The organism is Frateuria soli (genome assembly GCF_021117385.1).
In the GTDB taxonomy this organism is placed as follows: domain Bacteria; phylum Pseudomonadota; class Gammaproteobacteria; order Xanthomonadales; family Rhodanobacteraceae; genus Frateuria_A; species Frateuria_A soli.
Map to the genome: position 1 here is coordinate 1,019,976 of NZ_CP088252.1, position 21,949 is coordinate 1,041,924.

Consider the following 21,949-nt stretch of genomic DNA (forward strand, 5'->3'; position numbering starts at 1 on the left):
ACCGGAACACCATCACCCGGGCCGCCACGCGGGCCGCAGAAGCGAAGGGAAGAGACACCATGGCCGAGATCAGTCGCAGCGCCCTGTTCGGGAAACTCAACAAGCTCGCCTACCGGGGCATCGAAAGTGCCACGGTATTCTGCAAGCTGCGCGGCAACCCCTACGTGGAGCTGGTGCACTGGATCCACCAGATCCTGCAGTTGCAGGACTCGGACCTGCACCGCATCGTCAAGCAGTTCAACATCAACCCGTCGAACCTGGCGCGCGACGTCACCGATGCGCTGGACAAGCTGCCGCGCGGTTCGACCAGCATCACCGACCTGTCCTCCAACGTCGAGGAAGCGGTCGAGCGGGGCTGGGTGTTCGCGACGCTGATGTTCGGCGAGGCGCAGGTGCGTACCGGTTACCTGATGATCGGCGTGTTGCGCACGCGCCACCTGCGCAACGCACTCGTCGCCATCTCGACCGAGTTCGACAAGATCAAGCCCGAGACGCTGGTGGAGAAGTTCGCCGAGGTGGTTGCCGGCTCTCCGGAAGACGGCCAGAGCGCCAGCGACGGCTTCCACATGGGGGGTGCCGTGCCCGGCGAGGCCAGCGGCGCGATGGGCCCGGCGCAGATGGGCAAGCAGGAGGCACTCAAGCAGTTCACCGTCGACCTCACGGCGCAGGCGCGCGAGGGCAAGATCGACCCGATCGTCGGCCGCGACGAGGAAATCCGCCAGGTCGTCGACATCCTGATGCGCCGCCGCCAGAACAATCCGATGCTGGTCGGCGAGGCGGGCGTGGGCAAGACCGCGGTGGTCGAAGGGTTTGCCTTGCGCATCGCCCAGGGCGACGTACCGCCGCAGTTGAAGGACGTCGAGCTGCGCACGCTGGACGTGGGCCTGCTGCAGGCCGGCGCCAGCATGAAGGGCGAGTTCGAGAACCGGCTGCGCCAGGTCATCGAGGAAGTGCAGTCGAGCCCGAAGCCGATCATCCTGTTCATCGACGAGGCGCACACCCTGGTCGGCGCCGGCGGCGCCGCCGGCACGGGCGACGCGGCCAACCTGCTCAAGCCGGCGCTCGCGCGCGGCAACCTGCGCACGGTCGGCGCCACCACCTGGGCCGAGTACAAGAAGCACATCGAGAAGGACCCCGCGCTGACCCGCCGCTTCCAGACCGTGCAGGTCGACGAGCCGAGCGAGGAGAAGGGCATCCTGATGATGCGCGGCGTCGCCAGCGTGATGGAAAAGCACCACCGCGTGCAGATACTGGACGAGGCGCTGGAAGCGGCAGTCAAGCTTTCGCACCGCTACATTCCCGCGCGTCAGTTGCCGGACAAGGCCGTCAGCCTGCTCGACACCGCCTGCGCTCGCGTGGCGATCAGCCAGCACGCGGTGCCGCCGGAAGTGGATGACACCCGCAAGCGCATCCAGGCGCTGGAAACGGAACTTGCCATCATTGCCCGCGAGAAGACCGTCGGCGTGGACGTGGCCGAACGCGAGGCCGCCGCCGGCGAGAAGCTCGCCGAGGCCAGGGCGCGGCTGGAAACGCTGGAGATCAACTGGCAGGTCGAGAAGGGCCTGGTCGAGAAGATCCTCGCCATTCGCGCCCGCCTGCGTGGCGACGCCGCGCCGGTCGAGGGCACCGGCAGCGCGCTGGAGCAGGCCGCCAGCGCCGAAGCCGGCGAGGTTGCCGTGGCCAGCGCCGCGCTGACCGATGCCGAGCGCGTTGCCGCGCTGGAAGAACTGAAGGGCCTGCAGGCGCAACTGTCCGAGCTGCAGGGCGAAAGCCCCCTGATCCTGCCCACCGTCGACTATGTGGCGGTCGGCTCGGTGGTTTCCGACTGGACCGGCATCCCGGTCGGCCGCATGGTCAAGAGCGAACTCGAGACCGTGATGAACCTGGCCGGCCTGATGGGCAAGCGGGTGATCGGCCAGGACCACGCGATGGAGATGATCGCCAAGCGCATCCAGACCAGCCGCGCCGGCCTGGACAACCCGAACAAGCCGATCGGCGTGTTCATGCTCGCCGGCACCTCCGGCGTCGGCAAGACCGAGACCGCGCTGGCGCTGGCCGAGGCGCTGTACGGTGGCGAGCAGAACATCATCACCATCAACATGAGCGAGTTCCAGGAAGCGCACACCGTCTCCACGCTCAAGGGCGCGCCCCCGGGCTACGTCGGCTACGGCGAAGGCGGCGTGCTGACCGAGGCGGTGCGCCGCAAGCCGTACTCGGTGGTGCTGCTGGACGAGGTGGAGAAGGCCCACCCGGACGTGCACGAGATCTTCTTCCAGGTGTTCGACAAAGGCGTGATGGAAGACGGCGAAGGCCGCCAGATCGACTTCAAGAACACCCTGATCCTGCTCACCACCAACGCAGGCACCGACATGATCGCCAGCCTGTGTGCCGACCCCGAACTGATGCCCGAGCCCGACGGCATGGCCAAGGCGCTGCGCGAGCCGCTGCTTAAGGTATTCCCACCCGCCTTGCTCGGCCGCCTGGTGACGATCCCGTACTACCCGCTCAGCCCGGAAATGCTGGGCGAGATCGTGAAGCTGCAGCTCAATCGCATCAAGAAGCGGATCGAGGCGCGCTACCGCATTCCGTTCGAGTACGACCAGGACGTCGTCAGGCTCGTGGTCAGCCGCTGCACCGAGAGCGAATCGGGCGGCCGCATGATCGACGCCATCCTGACCAACACCATGCTGCCGGACATCAGCCGCGAGTTCCTCAACCGGATGATCGAAGGGCGCCCGGTGGCCGGCGTCCAGGTGGGCGTGAAGGAAGGCGACTTCGACTACGCCTTTGCCTGACCGGTCGGGCGGCGCGCCGCCGGCCGCCCCGCTGTCCATCTGCCCACCTCCGGACCACCGGATTGCGCCGTTCGCGAAAGGAAGAACCATGTCCAACGTTGTCCTCTGGACCGAGACCGACCACAAGGCCCGCGCCGAGCTGCTCGCTCAGACCTGCAACACCCGGGCCATCGACTTCAAGACCACCGCGCCGACGACGCTGCAGGGGCTCGATACCCTGACGTTCTGGGGGCACGGTTTCGCCGACTCGTTCTGTGGCTTGAACGTGGATGAGTTCGTCGGGATCGTCTCGGACTGGGTCAAGGCGAACAAGGGCGTCCGGACGGTCGAGATGATCTCCTGCAACCTGCGGCACCGTCAGGGCTCGCACCCGGATTCGTTCACCACCAAGCTGGTCTCGCGGCTGAAGAAGAAGCACGCGAAGATCGCCTTCAAGGCGCTGCCGGTGGCCAGGACCAGGCTCGGCGTGACCTGCGAATTCTCGATCCTGCAGTGGCATCCGCGCAGCCGGACATGGGCCTATTGCGCCGCTCCGGGCCGGGACGACAAGTACATGTTCGGCGTATGCCTGGTGCTGCAGGACCACATGCCGCCGCGGGGTACCCACGATGGCTTCTTCCGTGCCTACAACAGCGTCCTGGGCAGCGGCTACCTGCAGACCCACAAGATCGGCAGGGACGACACCGGCAGCACCAGGATCGAGGCGTGCCGCATGAACGACATGCTGTGCATCGCCAACAACGCCTACATGCTGGCGGGTGCGATCGGCTCGCTGCGCTGGCACCTGGTCGACATCCGCGCCTGAGCACGTCGCCGGCGGCGGTCCCCGCAACCCTTCCCATCATCGGCCGCCCAGGGCCGGCTTCACGAGGATTCCGATCGTGGCAACCCTTTTCTCCGAAGCGTACGAGGATGTCGTCGAGGGCCTGGCGAGCCGCGCCTTTTCCGCCGACAGCGACTGGCAGAAGCTGCTCGTGCGTGCGCGCAAGATGGCCGGCGCGCAGGGGTTCGAGGCGAACGAGGCCAGCCTGGCCGAGGACCTGCGCAAGAAACTGCGCAAAGCCTGCGCCTCGGGCGTGAGCGAAGCCGCGTCGCTGTTCGCCGGTGCCGGCGAGAACCTCAGCGGCAAGGGCGCCAACCCGCTCGTCGATGGCGAACTGGCCAAGCGTCTGGGCGCGCTGAAGACCCTGCGCCACACCTACTTCCTCAAGCGGTTCGGCGGGCACAAGGTGTGGTGCGTGGACATCCCTCCCGCGTTCGCCGATTGGCCGTGCCTGGCGCTGCGCGGCGAGCTGGGCGCGACGACCACCTGCCTGAATGCGCGCGACGAGCGGTTTGCGGACGAACGCCGCAAGCATCTGGCCAACGCCTCGCAGGAAGCCCTCAAATGGGTACACAAGGCCATGCTGGTGACTTCGGGCACCGGCAAGTCCGGGAACTTCGAGCTGGTCGCGCGCTGGTTCGCCGACGGCGCGAGCAAGGACAAGGACGTGCTGGACGCGGCAGCCACGCTCGCCAAGGGCCTGAAGAAGATCGCCACCACCCTCAAGTCCGGCCGGCTCATCTACTGCGACTCCGTCTCCGAACGTGGCAGTCCCGAGCTCGACGGCGTGGAGGCGTTCGTGTGGGGCGATCCGCTGGACGTGGTCTATATCGAGGAGGAGTTCTTTGGCAACCGCAACACGCTGCAGGGGCTCACCAACTGGGCGCGCATCGTGGTACACGAGCTGACTCACCGCGACATCAAGACCAAGGACCACGCCTATGAGCACCAGGGCATCAACCCCATCAAGCTCACGGCGGCCAAGGCCATCGAGAACGCCGACAGCTGGGCCTGGTTCTGCGCCGACTGCGCCGGCGCGCTCACCAGCGGGCAGGTCAGGAATGCGCTCGACCGCTAACGCCCTTGCCATCCTCGCCATCCTTGCCTGCGCGACGTCCTGCGCGGCGCCCGTTTCCCAGGAGAGTCCTCCCATGACCCGATCGATCAGCAGGATCCCCGCGCCGCGCGTGCCGCCGGTGGTGCACGACCGGGTGCGCTACGAACAGGTGGACAACGGGCTGGTGGCCGGACTGGACCAGATGGGTGGCTACCTGGCAGCCGTCGACCAGGCCAGCGGCGAGCGACTGTGGGTGCTGAAGGTCTACGACAACCGGCGCGAGCCGGGCCGGGAAGGGGACGCACAGGACGTGTTCTTCAGGACGATGACCTGGCAGCCCGACGGCACGCTGCTCATCGAGAACGAGCGCGGCGCGCGCTTCGCGGTCGATCCGGCCACGCGCACGGTCCGGCCGCTGCCGGCCGAGTGAATACCCCGCTCCGGCGGCAGGCCAGCCGAACGGATGCTTTCCATTCGAGAGGAGAACCCCATGCCCACGACACCATTGAGCCGCGGCGAATTCCTGGCCATGGGCGAACTTGCCAAGGCGCGCCGGCAGTTGCTGGTGAACATGTTCGCCGGCACCCAGCTCAAGTTCGGCCTGGCGAGCCGGCTTTCCAGCGGCAAGCAACTGCTGACCAGCGGCAAGAAAGTCGTGTCTTCGACCGAGAAGCTGGTCAAGGGCGGCAACAAGGCCGGCAAGCTGGCCAGCCTGCCGGGCATGAGGGAGGCGGTCAGCGACTTCATCGTCGAGTGCGCCGACGTCTCCGGCATCGAGGACGTGATCGAGGCGGTGTCCGGTGAAGTGCTGTCCGAGCTGGTGGCCGAAATCACGCCGTTCCTGGGCGTGGTCACCAGCGGCGTGAAGCTGGTCAAGGCCGGCAAGGCCGTCGCCCAGGACGGCTACCACCTCTACAAGAGCGGGGACTACAAGCAGGGCTTTCGCCCCGGCGATCCCTATGCTGCGGCGGAGGCGATCCAGGCCATCATCAAGCGCGACCTGGCCCGGCATTCGGTCAAGCTGGGGCAGCAGAGCGTGGCCACCGGCGCCAAGATCGCCGGCCTGTTCGCCGACCTCGGTACCGCCACCACGGCCGGCATCGGCGCAGCCAATGCGCTGGCCAGCCTGGGTCTGCAGCTGTTCTCGCTGGGCCTGGACATCAAGGACATGCGCGCGGGCAACAAGCGCCTGTCCACGCCCAACACGCTGGACCTGACCGTGTTCAATGAATGCCCCGTGCTGGGCTGCTACCTGCTGACCTGCGCCGACACCTCGTCGGTGGCCAACATGTTCGTCGCCGACATCGGCCTGCCGGGCTGGATGGACCGCGTGGAGCAGATGAAGAAGAAGCAGATGGACCCGATGCTGAAGATCGCCAGCAAGAACATCCAGGGTTCTCGCCTCCAGTTGGAGGGGCTCGGCAGCAACAAGGGCACGCATGTGAAGAAGGGGTTCTTCGCGGGCGTCAAGAGCAAGGCGCTCAAGCAGGTCGGGCTGGCCTGAGCCCGCGTGAAGAAGACGTGACCAGATTCGTCGCGTTTTTACGGATTCACCTATAGGCAACGCTGGCCGGCCCGGCCGGCGTGCCGCCACCAGGGGGAGTCCGCCGGCGTCGATGGCGGCAAGGAATCCAGGCTGGAAGCCGTTCCCGGTGGATCCGGGCTGCCGATGGATGCCATCGGCGGCCCGGTGCGGCGCGTGATGGTCGCATTGCCGGGCCGGCAATCTTCAGCCGAGGAATCGCATGCAGCCCGCCGCCCGCCTCACCGACATGCATGTCTGCCCGATGGTCACCGGCGTGGTGCCCCACGTGGGCGGTCCGATCGCCTCGCCCGGGGCGCCCAAGGTACTGATCGGCGGCCTGCCGGCGGCGCGCCTGGGCGACATCGCCACCTGCGTGGGCCCACCCGACAGCATCGTCCTGGGGTCCCCGAAAGTCCTGATCTGCGGCCAGCCGGCCGCGCGCATGGGCGACAGCTGCGCGCACGGGGGCACGATCGTGCTCGGTTGCTTCACGGTGCTGATCGCCTGATGGCCATGGCCACCGCGCTCCCGCAGAACGTCACGCTCCGCCGCTCGGTCCGCGACTTCGGCGACATGCTCCGGCGCGCGCTGCGCGCGCACCAGGCGGGCGACCTGGAAACCGCCGAGCGGCTCTACCGCGAGGTGCTGGACATGCGGGCCGCCCAGCCCGACGCGCTGCATTACCTGGGCGTGCCGAGGCGCCAGCAGGGGAGCAGCGACGAGGGCGTGGAACTGATCCGCACCGCCTTGAAGATCACCCCGCGCCACCCGGATGCGCACAACAACCTCGGCAACATCCACAAGGAGCGTGGCCGGTTGGCGGAGGCGGAGGCCTGCTATCGACGCGCACTCGAATGCGCCCCCGGGCACCACAACGCGCAGGGCAATTTGGCGGTGGTGCTGGAGGTGCAGGGCCGCAGGCACCGGGTGGCCAGGGGATCGGGAATGCGGAAATGGAACATGGCGGCGGCATTCGCGGAAGGAGCGGGACATCCCGCCGACGGGAGTGGACGGGCGGCACGGCGGTCGTCCCTGCTGCCCGGCGTGCGCCGCCCTTATAGCAGTTTTCCTGCGGCCCTCGCGCCCGATGCGCATGTGGCAACCATCGAATCGCGCTGCGCGCGGAGGAAGGACCCATGAGTCAGCAGATCACGCTCTCCTCGCCGCAGTGCGAAGACCTGCTCTTCACCAGCATGGTGGCCGAGGAACAGCTCGGGCGCATGTTTTCCTACCACGTCGATTTCGTGAGCAACGACGAGAAGATCGACCTGAACGGCCTGCTCGGCACGGCGATGACGGTGGAGCTGGCAGCCGACGGCTTCTCGCGCCACTTCAACGGCATCGTCTGCGAGGCGGCGCAGACCCGCGCCGAGGTCATCGAGGGGCTGAACTACGCCCACTACACCGTGCGCCTGGTACCCAAGCCCTGGCTGCTGGTGGACAAGTTCGACTGCCGCATCTACGCCGACATGTCGGTGCCGGACATCGTCAAGCAGGTGCTCGCCGAGGCCGGTTACACCGACGTCAAGCTGAGCCTGAGCTCCAACTACGCCGCGCGCGACTACTGCGTGCAGTACCGCGAGAGCAGCCTGAATTTCATCAGCCGCCTGATGGAGCAGGAAGGCATCTACTACTACTTCACACATGATGAGAGCACCCACACGATGGTGCTCGCCGACGGCGTCGGTGCGCATGCCAAGGCCGCGCACTTCGACAAGGTGGCGTATTCGACCACCCGCGGCAGCGCGCTGAGCACCCGGGCGACGATCAGCGAGTGGGTGGCGTCGCGCGGTCGCGACGTGAGCAAGGTGCAGCTGACCGACTACGACCCGCTCAGGCCCAAGGCCTCGTTGCTGGGCACCGGCAACGGCGGGGGGCACGGCGTGAAGGGCCCGGAGGGTTTCGACTTTCCCGGCGGGCATTTCGACGCCGGCGTCGGCCAGCACTTCGCGCAGGTGCGCGCCGAAGCGCTCAGCGCCTCGCGCTCCCACTACAACGGCAACACCAGTGCGTGCGGCATCGAGATCGGTGGCCTGTTCTCGCTGAGCGGCTTCGCCCGTGGCGACCTCAACCAGGACTACCTGGTAATCGGCACCGCGATGCAGATCTATGGCGGCGGCTACGCATCCGGTGACCAGGCCGATGCGCCATCGTTCAATTGCAGCTTCCAGGCGATCGAGAGCAATCGTCCGTTCCGCACCCTTCCCACGGCCGTAAAGCCATCCATCGTCGGCTTGCAGACAGCGGTGGTCACCGGCAGCGACACCGACGAGGACATCGTGGTCGACGATCACGGCCGCGTGCAGGTGACCTTCCACTGGAACAAGCCGGACAAGCCCGATGCCAGGAGTTCCTGCCCGGTGCGCGTGGCCTCGGCCTGGGCCGGCAAGGGCTGGGGCGCGGTCAGCCTGCCGCGCGTGGGGCAGGAGGTGGTGGTCAGCTTCCTGGAGGGCGATCCGGATCGTCCGTTGATCATCGGCAGCGTCTACAACGGCGACAACACGCCGCCCTACGGCCTGCAGGCGACCAAGACGCAGAGCGGCGTCAAGAGCCGCAGCCTGCTCGGCGGAGCCGCCGACTTCAACGAACTGCGATTCGAGGACAAGAAGGGCGAGGAGGATTTCTTCATCCATGCCCAGAAGGACATGCACGAGGAGGTCGAGAACGACCACGTCGTGACCATCGACCACGACGAAACGGTAACGGTCAAGCACGACCAGACCGTTACGGTGGAGAACGACCAGACCGGGACGATCAAGCACGACCGCAAGGTCACCGTGCAGAACGACGACAAGCTCGACGTCACCGGCAACGGCACCACCAGCATCGGCCAGAAGTTCAAGCTCTCGGCCGGCACCGAGATCGAGCTGGTCACCGGTGCCTCAAGCATCGTGCTCAAGAGCTCCGGCGACATCGAGATCAAGGGCGTCAACATCAAGATCACCGGCAGCGTCGGCGTCAAGGTCGAAGGCCAGGTGGAGGTCGGCGTCAAGGCCGGCGCCACCATGGATCTGGGCGCCGGCGCCACGCTCAAGATGCATTCGGACGCCATGCTCGAAGTGGCCGGCGGCGCCATGGGCACCATCAAGGCACCCATGCTCACGCTCAAGGGCGACGGCATGAACCAGGTGTCCGGTGGCCTGGTGATGATCGGGTAAGGGGAGAGCGCCATGTCCGTCATCATTCAGGCCGCCGATCAGATGGAACTGGGTGCGCCCGCGCGCGCCCGGCTGGAACCCGGCATGGGGCCGCGCGAGGCCGTGCAGGTTCTGCTCGAAGGGGGCGAAACGCAGGATGCGCTCAAGCTGCTCGCGCGCCTGCTGCCCAAGCGCTATGCCGTGGCATGGGCCTGCCAGTGCGCGCGCGACGCGTCACTCCCGCTGGAGGACCGGGCCGGCGCCGCGCTCGCCGAACAGTGGGTGCGCGAGCCCGAGGAAGCGCATCGCCGCGCGGCGTTCGAGTTCGCCAATGCCGGCGGCTACCAGAACATCGGCGCCTGGCTGGCGGCCTGCGCGGGCTGGTCCGGCGGCAGCCTGGCGCCGGCGACCCAGGAAACCCCGGTGCCCCCGGCCGAACACCTGACCGCCTGCGCCGTGGTCGCGGCGATCAACCTCATGGCCGCGCTCGAACCCGAACGCTTCGAGCAGCGCCGCGCCGGCTTCATGGCACGCGCCATGAGCCTGCTCGGCGCGGGCGAGATGCAGACCAGCTGAAGGAGCCACGCGTGCCCACCCCACAGACACTCGTCCTGGCCGTGCTCGGCCCGCATGCGGCGCAGTTCGGCGCGCGCAGCCAGAAGGCCTTCGAGGGCCGCGACGGCAGCATCGGCCGCGCGGAGGATTGCGACTGGGTACTCGGCGCCGCCGGCGTGTCGCGCGTGCACGCCATGGTGCGCTGCCTCAACGGCATGTACTTCATCGAGGACCGCAGCACCAATGGCATGTTGCTCAACGGCCGCCCGCTGGTGAAGGGCGATCCGGCGTCGCTGAAGGACGGCGACCGCCTGCAGATCGACACCTTCGAAGTGGGCGTGCGGCTGCAGGCCGACAGCGCCATCCTGGCGCAGCCGGCCCAGGTGCAGGCGCCGGCGCCGGCGATGGCCGCGGCCGTGCCGCTGCCGGGAGGCGATTTCCTCGACGAGATGCTGGGCGGCCCGTTCGGCGCTCCGCAGACGCCTGCGCGCGGCATCCCGGACGAACCGCTGACCCCCCCCCCGGGGGGGCCGGCTGCCACGCTCGATCCGCTGGCTTTCCTGGACGAGCCGCTCGGCGCGGCCCCTGCGCCTGCACCGGGGGCGGTCCAGGCCGCCAGCTGGAACCATTCCAGCGGCATGGCCGATCACTTCCATCCGCCCGGCGTCGCCGGCCAGCGTCAGGCACTGCCGGAGAACTGGGACCTCACCATGGGCGACTTCGCGCCCAAGGCGTCGCCGGCTCCGGCGCCAGCCCCCGCGGCGCCGCCGCCCGCCCCGTCGGCGCCGCCGGCCATGCCTGCCGCCGCGATGGCGCCGGCCACCGGCGTGCCGCCCGAGCTGGACGCCATATTCCGCATCGTCGTCGATGGCGTGATGGATGTGCTGCGCGCCCGCGCCGAGATCAAGAACACCTTCCGCCTGCCGGTCACGCTGATCCAGCGCTCGGAAAACAATCCGCTGAAGTTCGCCCCCACCGCAGACGAGGCGCTGCAGAAGCTGCTCGCGCCTGCCAACGGCGCGTTCCTCTCCGGCACCGATGCCTTCCAGGACGCCTTCGACGACATCCGCTGCCACCAGATGGCGATGCTGGCGGGCGTGCGCGCGGGCTTCGAGGCCGTGCTGGCGCACTTCAACCCGGACCGGCTCGAACAGGAAGTGGATGGCAGCAAGCGCTCGGCCTTCGGCGGCAAGAGCCGCTACTGGGAGCGCTACCGGGAGAACTTCGAGGGCCTGGCCAAGGACCCGGACGAATGTTTCCGCCGCCTGTTCGGCGACGAGTTCGCGCGCGCCTATGAGGAACAACTGGCGCGACTGAAGTCGGCGCGGGTAAGGCAGCGGTGAGCGCGCATGGCGCTTTTCACGTGAAAAACACGCACTAGAAGAAGGGCCTCCTTCGCCCCGCATCCGGTTGCAGGAGCGCCCGCGGGCGCGACCGGGGACTTCGGCACGCCCAGGGCACTGGCCCAGGGCAACCACCAGCAGACAGGTCGGTCATGACGCAGAACAACAAAGTGGTATGGAGCGAGGGCCTGTTCCTGCGCCCGCAGCACCTGCAGCAGCAGGAGCGCTACTTCGAGCGCTTCGTCGAGCTGCGCGCCGGCGCCCTCAGGCCCTACGCCTGGGGCTTCCAGGAACTGGAGCTGGAACCCGACCTGCTGGCCATCGGCAAGCTCGGCATCCGCCGTGCGCGTGGCATCTTTCCCGACGGCACGCCGTTTTCCATGCCCGGCGACGACCCGCTGCCGCCGCCGCTGGAGGTGGACGCCAACTGGCGCGACCAGACCGTCTACCTGACCCTGCCGCTGCGCTCGCCCACGCAGCCGGAAAGCGGCCGGCCGGAGGCTCCGGCCGAGCGACTGTTCCGCTACCGCGTACGCGAAACCGAAGTGCCGGACAGCTCCGGCAGCGCCGAAGGCCTGACGCCGCTGGAGGTGGGTGGCATGAGCACCCGCCTGCTGCCGCAGTCGCAGCCGATGGAGGGGCTGGCTCAGATCCCGGTCGCGCGCGTCGTCGAGTGCCGCGCCGACCGCCGCGTGATGCTGGACGAGGCGTTCATGCCCACCGGGCTTAGCTGCCAGGCGGTGCCGCGGCTGGTGACCTTCCTCACCGAGCTGCTCGGCCTGCTGCACCAGCGCGGCGAGGCACTGGCCAGCCGCGTGGCCTTGACCGACCGCGGCGGTGCCGCGGAGATCGCCGATTTCCTGATGCTGCAGGTGGTCAACCGCTGCCAGCCGCTGGTCGCGCACCTGGCCGAGGCGCCGCTGGAACACCCCGAAGCCTTCTACCGCACGCTGGTGGCGATGGCCGGCGAACTCACTACCTTCACCGCGCCGGGCAAGCGCCCGCCGATGTTCCCGCCGTACCGCCACGAGCTGCTGCGCGAGAGCTTCGAGCCGGTGATCGCCTCGTTGCGCGGCGCGCTCAGCGCGGTGATGGAACAGACCGCAACGCCGATCCCGCTGCAGCAGCGCAAGTACGGCGTGTGGGTGGCGATGGTGCCAGACCTCACCCTGATCGACACCGCCGCCTTCGTGCTCTCGGCGAAGGCCGACATGAAGTCCGAGGACCTGCGCCGGCAATTGCCCGCGCACGCCAAGATCGGTCCGACCGAGAAGATCCGCGACCTGGTCAACCTGCAGCTGCCCGGCATCGCGGTGCAGCCGATGCCGGTGGCGCCGCGCCAGATTCCCTACAACGCGGGCTACCTTTACTTCGAGTTCGACAAGCACTCGCCGATGTGGCGCGAGCTGAAGACCTCCGGCGGCATAGCCTTCCATTTCGGCAGCGAGTTCGCCGGCCTCGACCTGCAACTGTGGGCCATCCGGAACTGATGCCATGAGCAACGGACCGTTCGACGAGGACATGCGCGACGCCACCGTGGTGCGCCCGCGCGGCACGCCGGGACCGGCTGCGCCCGTGGCGCCTCCACCCGCCGCCCACGCGCCGCCGCCGGCCGCCGGTTACGCTGCCGCGGCCCAGCCCGCGCGCGAGGAGGACATCAGCGGCTTCCTCGGCGGCGGCATGAACCCGCTGGTGCAGGCCGCCAGCCCGTTGTTGCTGCTGGCGGTACAGCTGCGCCACAGCGCCACCGCGCCGGACGCCGCGCGCCTGCGCGAACAGGCCACCACGCAGGTACGCCGCTTCGAAAGCCGCGCGCAGGCTTCCAACCTGCCGCAACAGACCGTGCTGGCGGCGCGCTACGTGCTGTGCACCATGCTCGACGAGTCGGCGCTGAACGCTCCCTGGGGCGAGCACAGCGGCTGGGCGCAACAGACCCTGCTGGTGGCGTTCCACAGCGAGTCCTACGGTGGCGCGAAGTTCTTCCAGATCCTCGAGCGGCTGTGCGCGGACTTTTCCAGGCACATCGACCTGATCGAGCTGATGTACATCTGCCTGGCGCTGGGCTTCGGCGGGCGTTACCAGATCGAGGCGGGCGGGCGCGCCAGGCTGGCGGACATCCAGGAGGATCTTTACCGGCGCCTCAAGGAACAGCGCGCGCCGGCCGCGCAGGAACTGGCGCCGCACTGGCGTGGCGTGGAAGACCGGCGCAATCCGCTGGTGCGCTACGTGCCGCTGTGGGTGATCGCGACCGCCGCCGCCTGCGTGCTGCTGGCGACGTTCCTGTTCTTCTACACCCGGCTCAACGATGCGGCCGCGCCGGTCAATGCGCAGCTCGCGCGGATCGGGCTGGAAGGCGCGGCCCCGCCGGATACCACGCGCCGTCCCGCGCCCGAGCGCAAGCGACTGAAGCAACTGCTGGCGCCGGAAGAGCAGGCGGGAATGCTCACCATCGATGAGCAGCCCGACGGGCAGGCGATGCTGCGCCTCGCCGGCAACGCGATGTTCGCCTCCGGCGGCGTCGAAGTGAACGCGCGCCAGTTGCCTCTGCTGCACAGGATCACCGCCGCGCTCAACCAGGTGCCGGGCCGCGTGATCGTGATCGGCCACACCGACGATCAGCCGATCCACTCGCTGAAGTTCAAGGACAACTTCGCGCTGTCGGCGGCGCGTGCGCAGTCGGTGCGGCAGATCCTGACGCAGGGGCTGGACAACCCGGGCCGCATCGAATCGACCGGCGCCGGCGCCTCGCAGCCGATCGCGTTGCCGCCGGACCTGCCGGACAACCGCACGCGCAACCGCCGCGTCGAAATCAAGTTCATCCCGGAGGCCTGACGCCGTGGCGAAGTTGCTGAGCCTTTTGAAATCCGCCTGGTTCGTCACGCTGATCGGCGTGCTGCTGCTGTCGGTGCTGGTGTGGCTGGGCGGCCCCTACCTGGGCATCGGGGATGCGCAGCCACTGGCCAGTCCGGTGGCGCGGCTGCTGCTGATCATGCTGATCGTGCTGGCCTGGGGCGCCTGGTTGCAGGTGCAGGCACTGCGCGCGCGCAGCAAGGCCAACAAGATGTCCGGCGAACTGGCCGGGCAGGGCGGCGCGGCCCCTGCGGAAGGCGGCGACAACCACAGCGCCGGCGAGCGTTCGCAGCTGCAAGGCCGCTTTGCCGAGGCGATCGAGATGCTGCGCAAGCATCGTCGCGGCAACCTGTACGCGCTGCCGTGGTACGTGGTGATCGGGCCGCCGGGCTCGGGCAAGAGCACGCTGCTGCAGAACTCCGGGCTCAACTTCCCGCTGTCCGAGCGCTTCGGCAAGGAAGCGCTGCGCGGTGTAGGCGGTACCCGCAACTGCGACTGGTGGTTCACCGATGAAGCGGTGTTCCTCGACACCGCCGGCCGTTACACCACGCAGGATTCCGATCGTTCCGCCGACGCGAGCGCCTGGGGCGAGTTCCTCAAGCTCCTGCGCCGCTATCGCAAGCGCCGACCGGTCAACGGCGTGATCGTCGCGATGAGCCTGTCCGACCTGATGGTGCTGGACGAGGCCGCGCGGCAGGACCATGCCCGTGCCATCCGCCGCCGGCTGGACGAGCTGACGGAGCATCTGAAGATCGGCGTGCCGGTCTACCTGGTGCTGACCAAGTGCGATCTCGTCGCGGGCTTCGGCGAGTTCTTCGACGACATGAATCCCGAACTGCGCAGCCAGGTCTGGGGCGTGTCCTTCCCGCTGGGCAAGACCATGGACGGCAGCGCCGCCAAGGCCTTCGCCGACGAGTACCGGCTGCTGCTCGACCGGCTCAACACGCGCACGCTCGACCGCCTGCACACCGAACGCGACCGTGGCCGCCGCGCCGCCGTGCTGTCCTTCCCGCAGCAGCTGGCCTCGCTGGGCGAGACCGCGCGGCAGTTCGTCGAGGGCGTGTTCGCCGGCCACGCCTACGGCACGCCGCCGCTGTTGCGCGGCGTCTACCTTACCTCCGGCACCCAGGAAGGCACGCCGATCGACCGCATGATGGGCGCGGTCGCCCGAACCTTCGGCCTGGACGCCGCGCGGGTGAATCCGCAGGGCGCGCAGCGGCGCACCTTCTTCGTCGAGCGGCTGCTCAGGGAGGTGCTGTTCCGCGAATCCGGCCTCGCCGGCACCAACCCCGCGATCGAGCGGCGCAAGGTCGCCGTGCAGCTGGCCGCGTACGCCGGCATGGCGCTGTTCACCGTGCTGCTGTGCTTCGGCTTCGCCACCAGCTACGCGCGCAACCGTGCGTACCTGGGACAGGTGCAGGACGCGCTGAAGGGCTACCCGGCAGGCATCGACCTTCCGGCCAGCGCCACGCCGAAGGAGTATTTCGCCAAGGTGCTCGACCGGCTCGAGGCGCTGTCGGCCGTACGCAAGACGGCCACGCCCGAAGGTGGCGCGCCGATGTCGATGCGGCTGGGCCTTTACCAGGGCAAGGCGGTGGGCGAGGACCTGCAGGCGGCCTACCTGCGCGAACTCAACGCGCTGCTGCTGCCCGGCGTGGGGGCGCAGTTCCGCGGTGGCCTGGCCGCCAGCGCATCCGATCCGCAGGCGCTGTACTACTACCTGAAGGGCTACCTGATGCTGGGCGAGCCCCGGCACCTGGATGCGGACGAACTGGGGGCGCTGGCCAACCTGGAATGGCGCAAGGTTTTCCCCGACGAGCCGGTGCTGCAGCAGGCGCTGGCCAGGCACTTCCAGGCGCTGGTCGAGGAGCCCGGCCAGTTGCGCGCCCTGTCTCTGGATGCTGCGCTGGTGGAGCAGGCGCGCACCACGCTGCGGACGGCCGACCTCTCCACGCTGGTCTACGGCAGCATGAAGCTCTCGGCCGAGAGTGCCGGCAAGCCGCTGCAACTGGACAAGGAGCTGGGGCTCCTGGGCAACGTGTTCCGTCGCCAGAGCGGCAAGCCGCTGTCCGAGCCGCTGCCGGCGGTGTTCACGCAACCAGTGTTCGCCATCGAGGCGGACAAGGGCGTGGAGGAAGCCGTCAGGCAGTTCGCCGCCGACGATTGGGTGTTCGGCGCCGAGCCGATCGACGCACTGGCGCAGGCACGCCTCTCGCGACAGGTGCTGGCGCTCTACGAGGCCGACTACATCAAGGCCTGGGACGCATTGCTGGGCGACCTGCAGCTGCAACCCGCAGCCAGTATCCAGGACGCCAGCACGATCGCTGCGAAACTTTCCGGCCCGAGCTCGCCGCTGAAGTCGCTGCTCAAGCTGGTACGCGACAACACCAGCGACATGCTGCGCGCGCCGGCGCCCGACGCTGGCGACAAGGCGCTGGATGCGGCCAGGGACGCTGCCGCCAAGAAAGCCACGCAGAACGCGTTGGGCCGCGCGCTGGCAAAAGCCGGCGGCGGCGCCGCGGCCGACGAGGCGCCGCCCGGCAGCGTCATCAGCGCGCACTTCGACACCCTCAACAAGCTGGGCGACGGCGCGTCCGGTGCCGCGCCGATCGACCAGACGCTCGCCGCGCTCGACCAGTTGAGCAAGACCCTGCTCACCATGACCGATTTCAGCGACGCGGCCGGCCAGCCGAACCCGCAGTTGCTGATGGCGCAGCAGGCCGCCGCACAGTTGCCGCCGCCGGTGTCCGGCTGGGTCGCCTCGCTTACCGGCAAGAGCCAGGCACTGGTGGCCAGCGGCACCAAGGGCGCGCTGGACGAGCAGTTCCAGCAGGCGGCGTCGCAGGACTGCGCGGCTTTTACCGAGGGCCGTTTCCCGTTCTCGCCGAACAGCCGCAACGATATCCCGGTGCAGAACTTCGGCGAGATGTTCGGCTACGGCGGGCGCTACGACGGCTTCTTCAAGCAGACCCTCGCCAAGCTCGTGGACACCAGCGGGCGCACCTGGCGGTGGAAGAGCGGCCCGGGCGCGGTGAGCGGCTCGGCTTCGATGCTGGCGCAGATGCAGCTGGCCGACAGCATCAAGCAGATGTACTTCCGCAACGGCAGCCCCACGCCCGAGGTCGGCTTCACCTTGCTGGCGCCGGTGCTGGCGCCGGGCATCGGCCGCTTTGCCATCGTCATCGACGGGCAGACTTTCGACTACAAGCCCGGCGGCAGCACCAGCATGGCCATGAACTGGCCCGGGCCGACCCCGGGGCAGGTGAAGGTGTCGGCCTGGGACACCTCCGGCAACCTGCTCAGCAGCTACGACTACCAGGGCGACTGGGCATTCTTCCACGCGCTGCAGGCGGCGAAGCTCTCGCGACAGTCGGACCTGCGCTACCAGGCAAACTTCGATTTCGGCGGCCGGGCGGTACAACTGGTCGTCCAGGCCAGCAATCTGAAGAACCCCTTCCTCAACACGCAGGTACAGCGCTTCCGGTGCGGGAGCTAGCCATGTCCGGGCCGACAGGGGGCGGGGCGGCGAGCGTGGGTTTCTTCGGCAAGTTGCCGGGGGCGGGGGATTTCGTGCAGCGGCGGTTGCCGGGCGCGTTCGTGGAACGCTGGGACCGGCATTTCGAGCAGGCGGTGTTCGCCAGCCGGGAGGCCTTGGGCGAAGACTGGGGCGCAGCCTATCGTGCCAGCCCTGCCTGGCGTTTCGTGCTGGCGCCGCAGGCTTGCGGCGAGGGCGCCTGGGCCGGCGTGTTCGGCCCCGCCGACGACCGTGTCGGCCGCAGCTTTCCGATGGTGCTTGCCGCGCCGGTCGCGCCTGCGCGGATCGAGCCGCTGTTGTCCGAGGGCACCGGCTGGTTCGACGCGCTGGCGCGCGTGCATGCGCGGGGACAGCGCGGCGCGCCGGTGGACGCCGAGGGCTTCGATGTCCTGGTCGCGGCGCTGCCAGCTCCGTCGACGATCGCGCCGGCGCCGATCGACCCGTGCGACGGGATCGACTTCAGCCGTGGGCCGCACTGGCGTCTGCCGCTGCCGGCACGCGCCATCGACCCCGATGCGCTGGCCGCCCTGTGGCGACGGCTCGCCGGTCACGGCGGTCACTGGTGTCTGTGGTGGAGCGAGGGTGCCGGTCGCGTGCCGGCCGGGATCCTTGCCACCCGCGGCCTGCCCGCGCCAGAGGCCTATGCCGGTTTCCTGGATGCATCCCGGTCCGGCGCGTGGCTGACGCCCGCGGGTACCGCCGCGCCGCTGCCCGAGCCGGTGGCGCCTGCCGCGACCGAGCTGGCTCCGCCGCCTTCATCGCCACCGGTGCCGGCTCCCCCGCACGAGCCGGATGACGATGTGACCGTGCCGGGCTTCGTGCGCCAGGCGCAAGCGCCGGCGTCCCTCGTGGGGGCACCGACATTCAACACCGCGCTTTCGGTCCAGACGGCGCCCGGTGCCGCCGTGGTGCACCATCCGGCCTGCGCCCTGACCCTGGTGGCGGCGGACATGGGCCTGGCCGATCCGCGCCGCCGCGCGGCCTCCTCGGCCGCCAGTGTCGGCGCCGAAATGACCGCGGGGGACGAGGCGGCGCCCGGAACGCATGCGTTGCGCGCCCGCCTGATGGCGCTTCATCCGCTGCTGCGCCACGGGCGCGTCAGCGAAGACGGCGCCGTGGTCGCCGCCCGCGTTGCCGGTACCCAGGCGGGGTTGCTGCGCGTGGGGGCTGCGGGAGTCTGGCACTGGCGTGGCGGCCGGATTCGCCCGCTGTTCGCGGCGGCGCCGGCGCAGCCGTCGCCGCCCGGCGGCGACCTGGACGATCTGCTGTTCGGCGGCAACGACGCTCCCACCGCTCCCGGCCTCGGTGCCGAAGGCATGCCCGGCTGTGAGCAGATCGCCTGCGAACTCATGCCGGGCGACCGCCTGGTGCTGCTGGCCGGCGTGGCGCACGTGCAGCTCTCGCAGGCCGTGCTGGCCCAGGCGCTGGCCGCCGCCACGCCGGAGGATGCGCAGGCGCACCTGGCCCACGCACTGGGCTCCAACCCTTCGCGGCCCTGGCCGCTGGCCGTCATCGAGGTGCAGCCATGACCGTGCGCTACCTGTCCGCGGGGCATACCCACACCGGCAAGGTCCGCAGGCACAACGAGGACGCGATCCTGCTGCGCGAGGACGTCGGCCTGTGGGTCGTCGCCGATGGACTGGGCGGCCACTCGGCGGGCGATTACGCCAGTGGGCTCATCGTCGAGCGGCTGGGCTCGCTGCCACGCGACGGCGACGTTTTCGAGTTCATCGAATCGATTGAGGACGCCCTCTCGCAGGTCAACAGCGAACTGCGCCAGGTGGCCACGGCGCGTGGCGTCGACCTGATCGGCTCGACCGTGGTGCTGCTGGTGTACGACCCGGACTTCATGCTCTGCGGCTGGGTCGGCGACAGCCGCGCCTACTGCTTCGAGGACGGCCATCTGCGCCAGATCACCCAGGATCACGTGCACGGCGTCAAGGACGAAGTCACCCAGTTCGCCGGCGGCCCGGCCCCTGCTCGTCCGCAGCCGGGCGCCGGCGTGCTGACCCGCGCGGTCGGGGCGGAGGAACGGCTGTTCGTCGACTGGGTGGTCGCCGGCAACCGCCCGGGCATGCAGTTCGTGCTGTGTTCCGACGGCATCAACAAGGAAATGTCGGACGAGGAAATCGACGCGCAGTGCGCGCGTCCGCAGCCACCCGGCGACGTGCTGCAGGGACTGTTCGCGCTGGCCATGGCTCGCGCCGCGCGCGACAACGTGTCGGCCGTGGTCGTGCGGCTGCAGGACTGACGCGACGACCATGGCCACCTCCACGCTAAGCACCCTCATCGAGGCATACCAGGCCGGCGAGCTCACGTTGCCGGCGCTGCTGGTCGACGCACTGGCCGAGCGCGGCGCGGTGCCTGCGGGCCAGCACGCCGCCGAATTGCAACTGCTCGCGCGAATGCGCGAGGAGGGCGGCCTCGACGCCGGTGTGGCGCAACTGGTGTCCGAGCGCCTGGAAGTGCTGCAGCGCGCCGGCGAGGAGGTGGCCGCGGTGCTGGTTGCGTCCGAAGCCGACGCGGCGGCCTGCGTTGCGCCGCCCCGGCCATCGATGCCGACCGCCGCTCCGGCGGACGAGGCCACCCGCGTCGCGCCTCCTGCGCGGCCGGCAACCGACGCCGCGCCCGCGGACCAGGCGACCGTGGTCAAGCCGGCGTCCGTCCGGCCGGAGGCGACCCGCACCGGCGTCACCGGTTCGCGCACCGCCGGCGGCACCGGCAGCATCGACGCGGCCGGCTGGCAGCAACTGGCCGACGTTGCGGGCGGCGACCAGGCGACGATCGGCATGCTGCTCAAGGGGCGCTTCCTGATCGAGCGCGAGATCGGCCGCGGTGGCATGGGCGTGGTGTTCCTGGCCCGCGACGAGCGCAAGGTCGAAGCGCGCGACCGCGATCCGTACGTCGCGGTGAAAGTGCTCAACGACGAGTTCCGCCGCCACCCGGATTCGCTGATGGCGCTGCAACGCGAGTCGCGCCGTTCGCAGCAACTGGCGCACGACAACATCGTGCGCGTCTACGACTTCGACAAGGACGGAACCATCGTCTTCATGACGATGGAGTACGTCGACGGCTCCGACCTCAAGACACTGATCCGCGAGAGCGCCTTCCGCGGCCTGCCGCTGGCGAAGGCCAGGCCGCTGATCGAGGGCATGGCGCGTGCGCTCAAGCGCGCGCACGACGCCGGCGTGGTGCACTCGGACTTCAAGCCGGGCAACGTGATGGTCACCCGCGAGGGCAGCCCCAAGGTGTTCGACTTCGGCATCGCGCGCGCCGGCAAGCAACCGGACGATGCAGCCGAGGACCAGACCGTGTTCGACGCGGGGCGGCTCGGCGCGCTGACGCCGGCCTACGCCAGCCTGGAGATGATTCAGGGCCGGCCGCCGCAGGCGACCGACGACATCTACGCGCTGGGCTGCGTCGCGTTCGAGCTGCTTACCGGCAAGCATCCGTTCGACAGGCTGAGCGCCGAGGTGGCGCTGCGCGAGGGGCGCAAGCCGCCGCCGGTGCCGGGGCTTACCCGCCGCCAGTACCGGGCGTTGTGCGACGCCGTCGCCTTCACCGCCGACAAGCGCCTGAAGAGCGCGGACCTGCTCGTGGAGGGTTTGCGCGATGTCGGCCTGGGTGAACGGCTGGGCCGGCCGCTCGCATGGGCGCTGGTGGCTGTCCTGCTGCTGGCGGTCGCCGGCTGGGGCGCGTTCGGGCAGTGGCGTGCGCGTCAGGTAGCCGACGTCGCCGCACGCTTCCAGGCCACCGATCCGCAGCGCTTCGGCGACGAGGCCGAGGCGGCTGCCGCGCTCGAGCAACTGGGCGAGGACGGACGCAAGCGGTTGATGCTCGACCAGGGCGATCGGGTGCAGCAATTCCTGCTCGACCGCGTCGACGCCTACTGGAATCCCGCACAGGGGCGGCGCGACTACGCCGCGGCCGAGCGCGTGTTCGAGTTGCCCGCGCGGCTTCATCTGTTCCTGCCGCGGCTGGATCTCAAGCGTGCCGCCGTGGAGAAGGAAAAGCAGGAACTGGAGCGTCCCGCCGTAGTGAGGACGTCGCCGCCAGCCTTACCGGTTCAGCCGCCGCAGGGTACGTCGATTCCAGCGTCGCACGCCCAGGAGGCGCCGGAACCGGCCAGGCGGCCGCCGGCATCGACGCAGGTGTCGGGTTCTCCCGGGGTGGCGCCGGCGGAAAAGCACGGAGCCGCTCCGCAGCCTGCCGTGCCTTCCAACCGCATGCAGGAGGTCGCCGCCGGCCTGCTGCGCGAGGGCGAGCGCAACTTCGCCCAGCAGAACTACTCGGCCGCCATCGCCAACGCCAAGGCCGCGCTGCAGGTGA

General features: G+C 69.4%; 15 protein-coding genes and 1 pseudogene. All 16 read left to right on the top strand.

Annotated features, from left to right (window positions below; genetic code table 11):
* Nucleotides 1-59 precede the first annotated feature (59 nt).
* Nucleotides 60-2,795, top strand: coding sequence for a type VI secretion system ATPase TssH (tssH, locus tag LQ771_RS04680; protein ID WP_231351208.1), 2,736 nt, complete (start codon nt 60-62; stop codon nt 2,793-2,795).
* An 88-nt stretch (nt 2,796-2,883) separates the two neighbouring features.
* Nucleotides 2,884-3,600, top strand: coding sequence for a hypothetical protein (locus LQ771_RS04685; RefSeq protein WP_231351209.1), 717 nt, complete (start codon nt 2,884-2,886; stop codon nt 3,598-3,600).
* Between the two features lie 76 nt (nt 3,601-3,676).
* Nucleotides 3,677-4,696 (top strand): M35 family metallo-endopeptidase, encoded by a 1,020-nt coding sequence (locus LQ771_RS04690; RefSeq protein WP_231351210.1) that lies wholly within the window; start codon nt 3,677-3,679, stop codon nt 4,694-4,696.
* A gap of 73 nt (nt 4,697-4,769) precedes the next feature.
* Nucleotides 4,770-5,105, top strand: coding sequence for a hypothetical protein (locus LQ771_RS04695; RefSeq protein ID WP_231351211.1), 336 nt, complete (start codon nt 4,770-4,772; stop codon nt 5,103-5,105).
* Nucleotides 5,106-5,165: 60 nt separating this feature from the next.
* Nucleotides 5,166-6,179 carry a hypothetical protein gene (locus LQ771_RS04700; RefSeq protein WP_231351212.1) on the top strand — a complete coding sequence of 338 codons (1,014 nt, stop codon included), beginning with the start codon at nt 5,166-5,168 and terminating at the stop codon, nt 6,177-6,179.
* Nucleotides 6,180-6,420: 241 nt separating this feature from the next.
* Nucleotides 6,421-6,708: a PAAR domain-containing protein gene (locus LQ771_RS04705; protein WP_231351213.1), complete on the top strand. Its 288-nt coding sequence runs from the start codon at nt 6,421-6,423 to the stop codon at nt 6,706-6,708.
* The gene (locus tag LQ771_RS04710; RefSeq protein WP_231351214.1) at nt 6,708-7,340 is read left to right on the top strand and encodes a tetratricopeptide repeat protein; all 633 of its coding nucleotides are present in this window, start codon (nt 6,708-6,710) and stop codon (nt 7,338-7,340) included. The genes LQ771_RS04705 and LQ771_RS04710 overlap by 1 nt, the downstream gene beginning before the upstream one ends.
* Nucleotides 7,337-9,358: a type VI secretion system tip protein TssI/VgrG gene (gene tssI, locus LQ771_RS04715; RefSeq protein ID WP_231351215.1), complete on the top strand. Its 2,022-nt coding sequence runs from the start codon at nt 7,337-7,339 to the stop codon at nt 9,356-9,358. Before LQ771_RS04710 ends, tssI begins: the two co-directional genes overlap by 4 nt.
* A gap of 12 nt (nt 9,359-9,370) precedes the next feature.
* Nucleotides 9,371-9,913 carry a DUF6931 family protein gene (locus LQ771_RS04720; RefSeq protein ID WP_231351216.1) on the top strand — a complete coding sequence of 181 codons (543 nt, stop codon included), beginning with the start codon at nt 9,371-9,373 and terminating at the stop codon, nt 9,911-9,913.
* 11 nt (nt 9,914-9,924) lie between these two features.
* Complete coding sequence (gene tagH / locus LQ771_RS04725; protein WP_231351217.1) at nt 9,925-11,235, top strand: type VI secretion system-associated FHA domain protein TagH; 1,311 nt, start codon at nt 9,925-9,927, stop codon at nt 11,233-11,235.
* Between the two features lie 152 nt (nt 11,236-11,387).
* Complete coding sequence (gene tssK, locus LQ771_RS04730) at nt 11,388-12,725, top strand: type VI secretion system baseplate subunit TssK (RefSeq protein WP_231351218.1); 1,338 nt, start codon at nt 11,388-11,390, stop codon at nt 12,723-12,725.
* 31 nt (nt 12,726-12,756) lie between these two features.
* The gene (gene icmH / locus LQ771_RS04735) at nt 12,757-14,067 is read left to right on the top strand and encodes a type IVB secretion system protein IcmH/DotU (RefSeq protein WP_231351853.1); all 1,311 of its coding nucleotides are present in this window, start codon (nt 12,757-12,759) and stop codon (nt 14,065-14,067) included.
* 4 nt (nt 14,068-14,071) lie between these two features.
* A complete protein-coding gene (gene tssM / locus LQ771_RS04740) occupies nt 14,072-17,581 on the top strand; it encodes a type VI secretion system membrane subunit TssM (RefSeq protein WP_231351219.1) in 3,510 nt (1,169 codons plus the stop codon).
* Nucleotides 17,582-17,583: 2 nt separating this feature from the next.
* The gene (gene tagF / locus LQ771_RS04745; protein ID WP_231351220.1) at nt 17,584-19,149 is read left to right on the top strand and encodes a type VI secretion system-associated protein TagF; all 1,566 of its coding nucleotides are present in this window, start codon (nt 17,584-17,586) and stop codon (nt 19,147-19,149) included.
* The gene (locus LQ771_RS04750) at nt 19,146-19,871 is read left to right on the top strand and encodes a PP2C family protein-serine/threonine phosphatase (protein ID WP_231351221.1); all 726 of its coding nucleotides are present in this window, start codon (nt 19,146-19,148) and stop codon (nt 19,869-19,871) included. Before tagF ends, LQ771_RS04750 begins: the two co-directional genes overlap by 4 nt.
* A gap of 10 nt (nt 19,872-19,881) precedes the next feature.
* Nucleotides 19,882-21,639: pseudogene (locus LQ771_RS04755) on the top strand (serine/threonine-protein kinase); the annotation flags it as partial.
* Between the last annotated feature and the right edge of the window lie 310 nt (nt 21,640-21,949).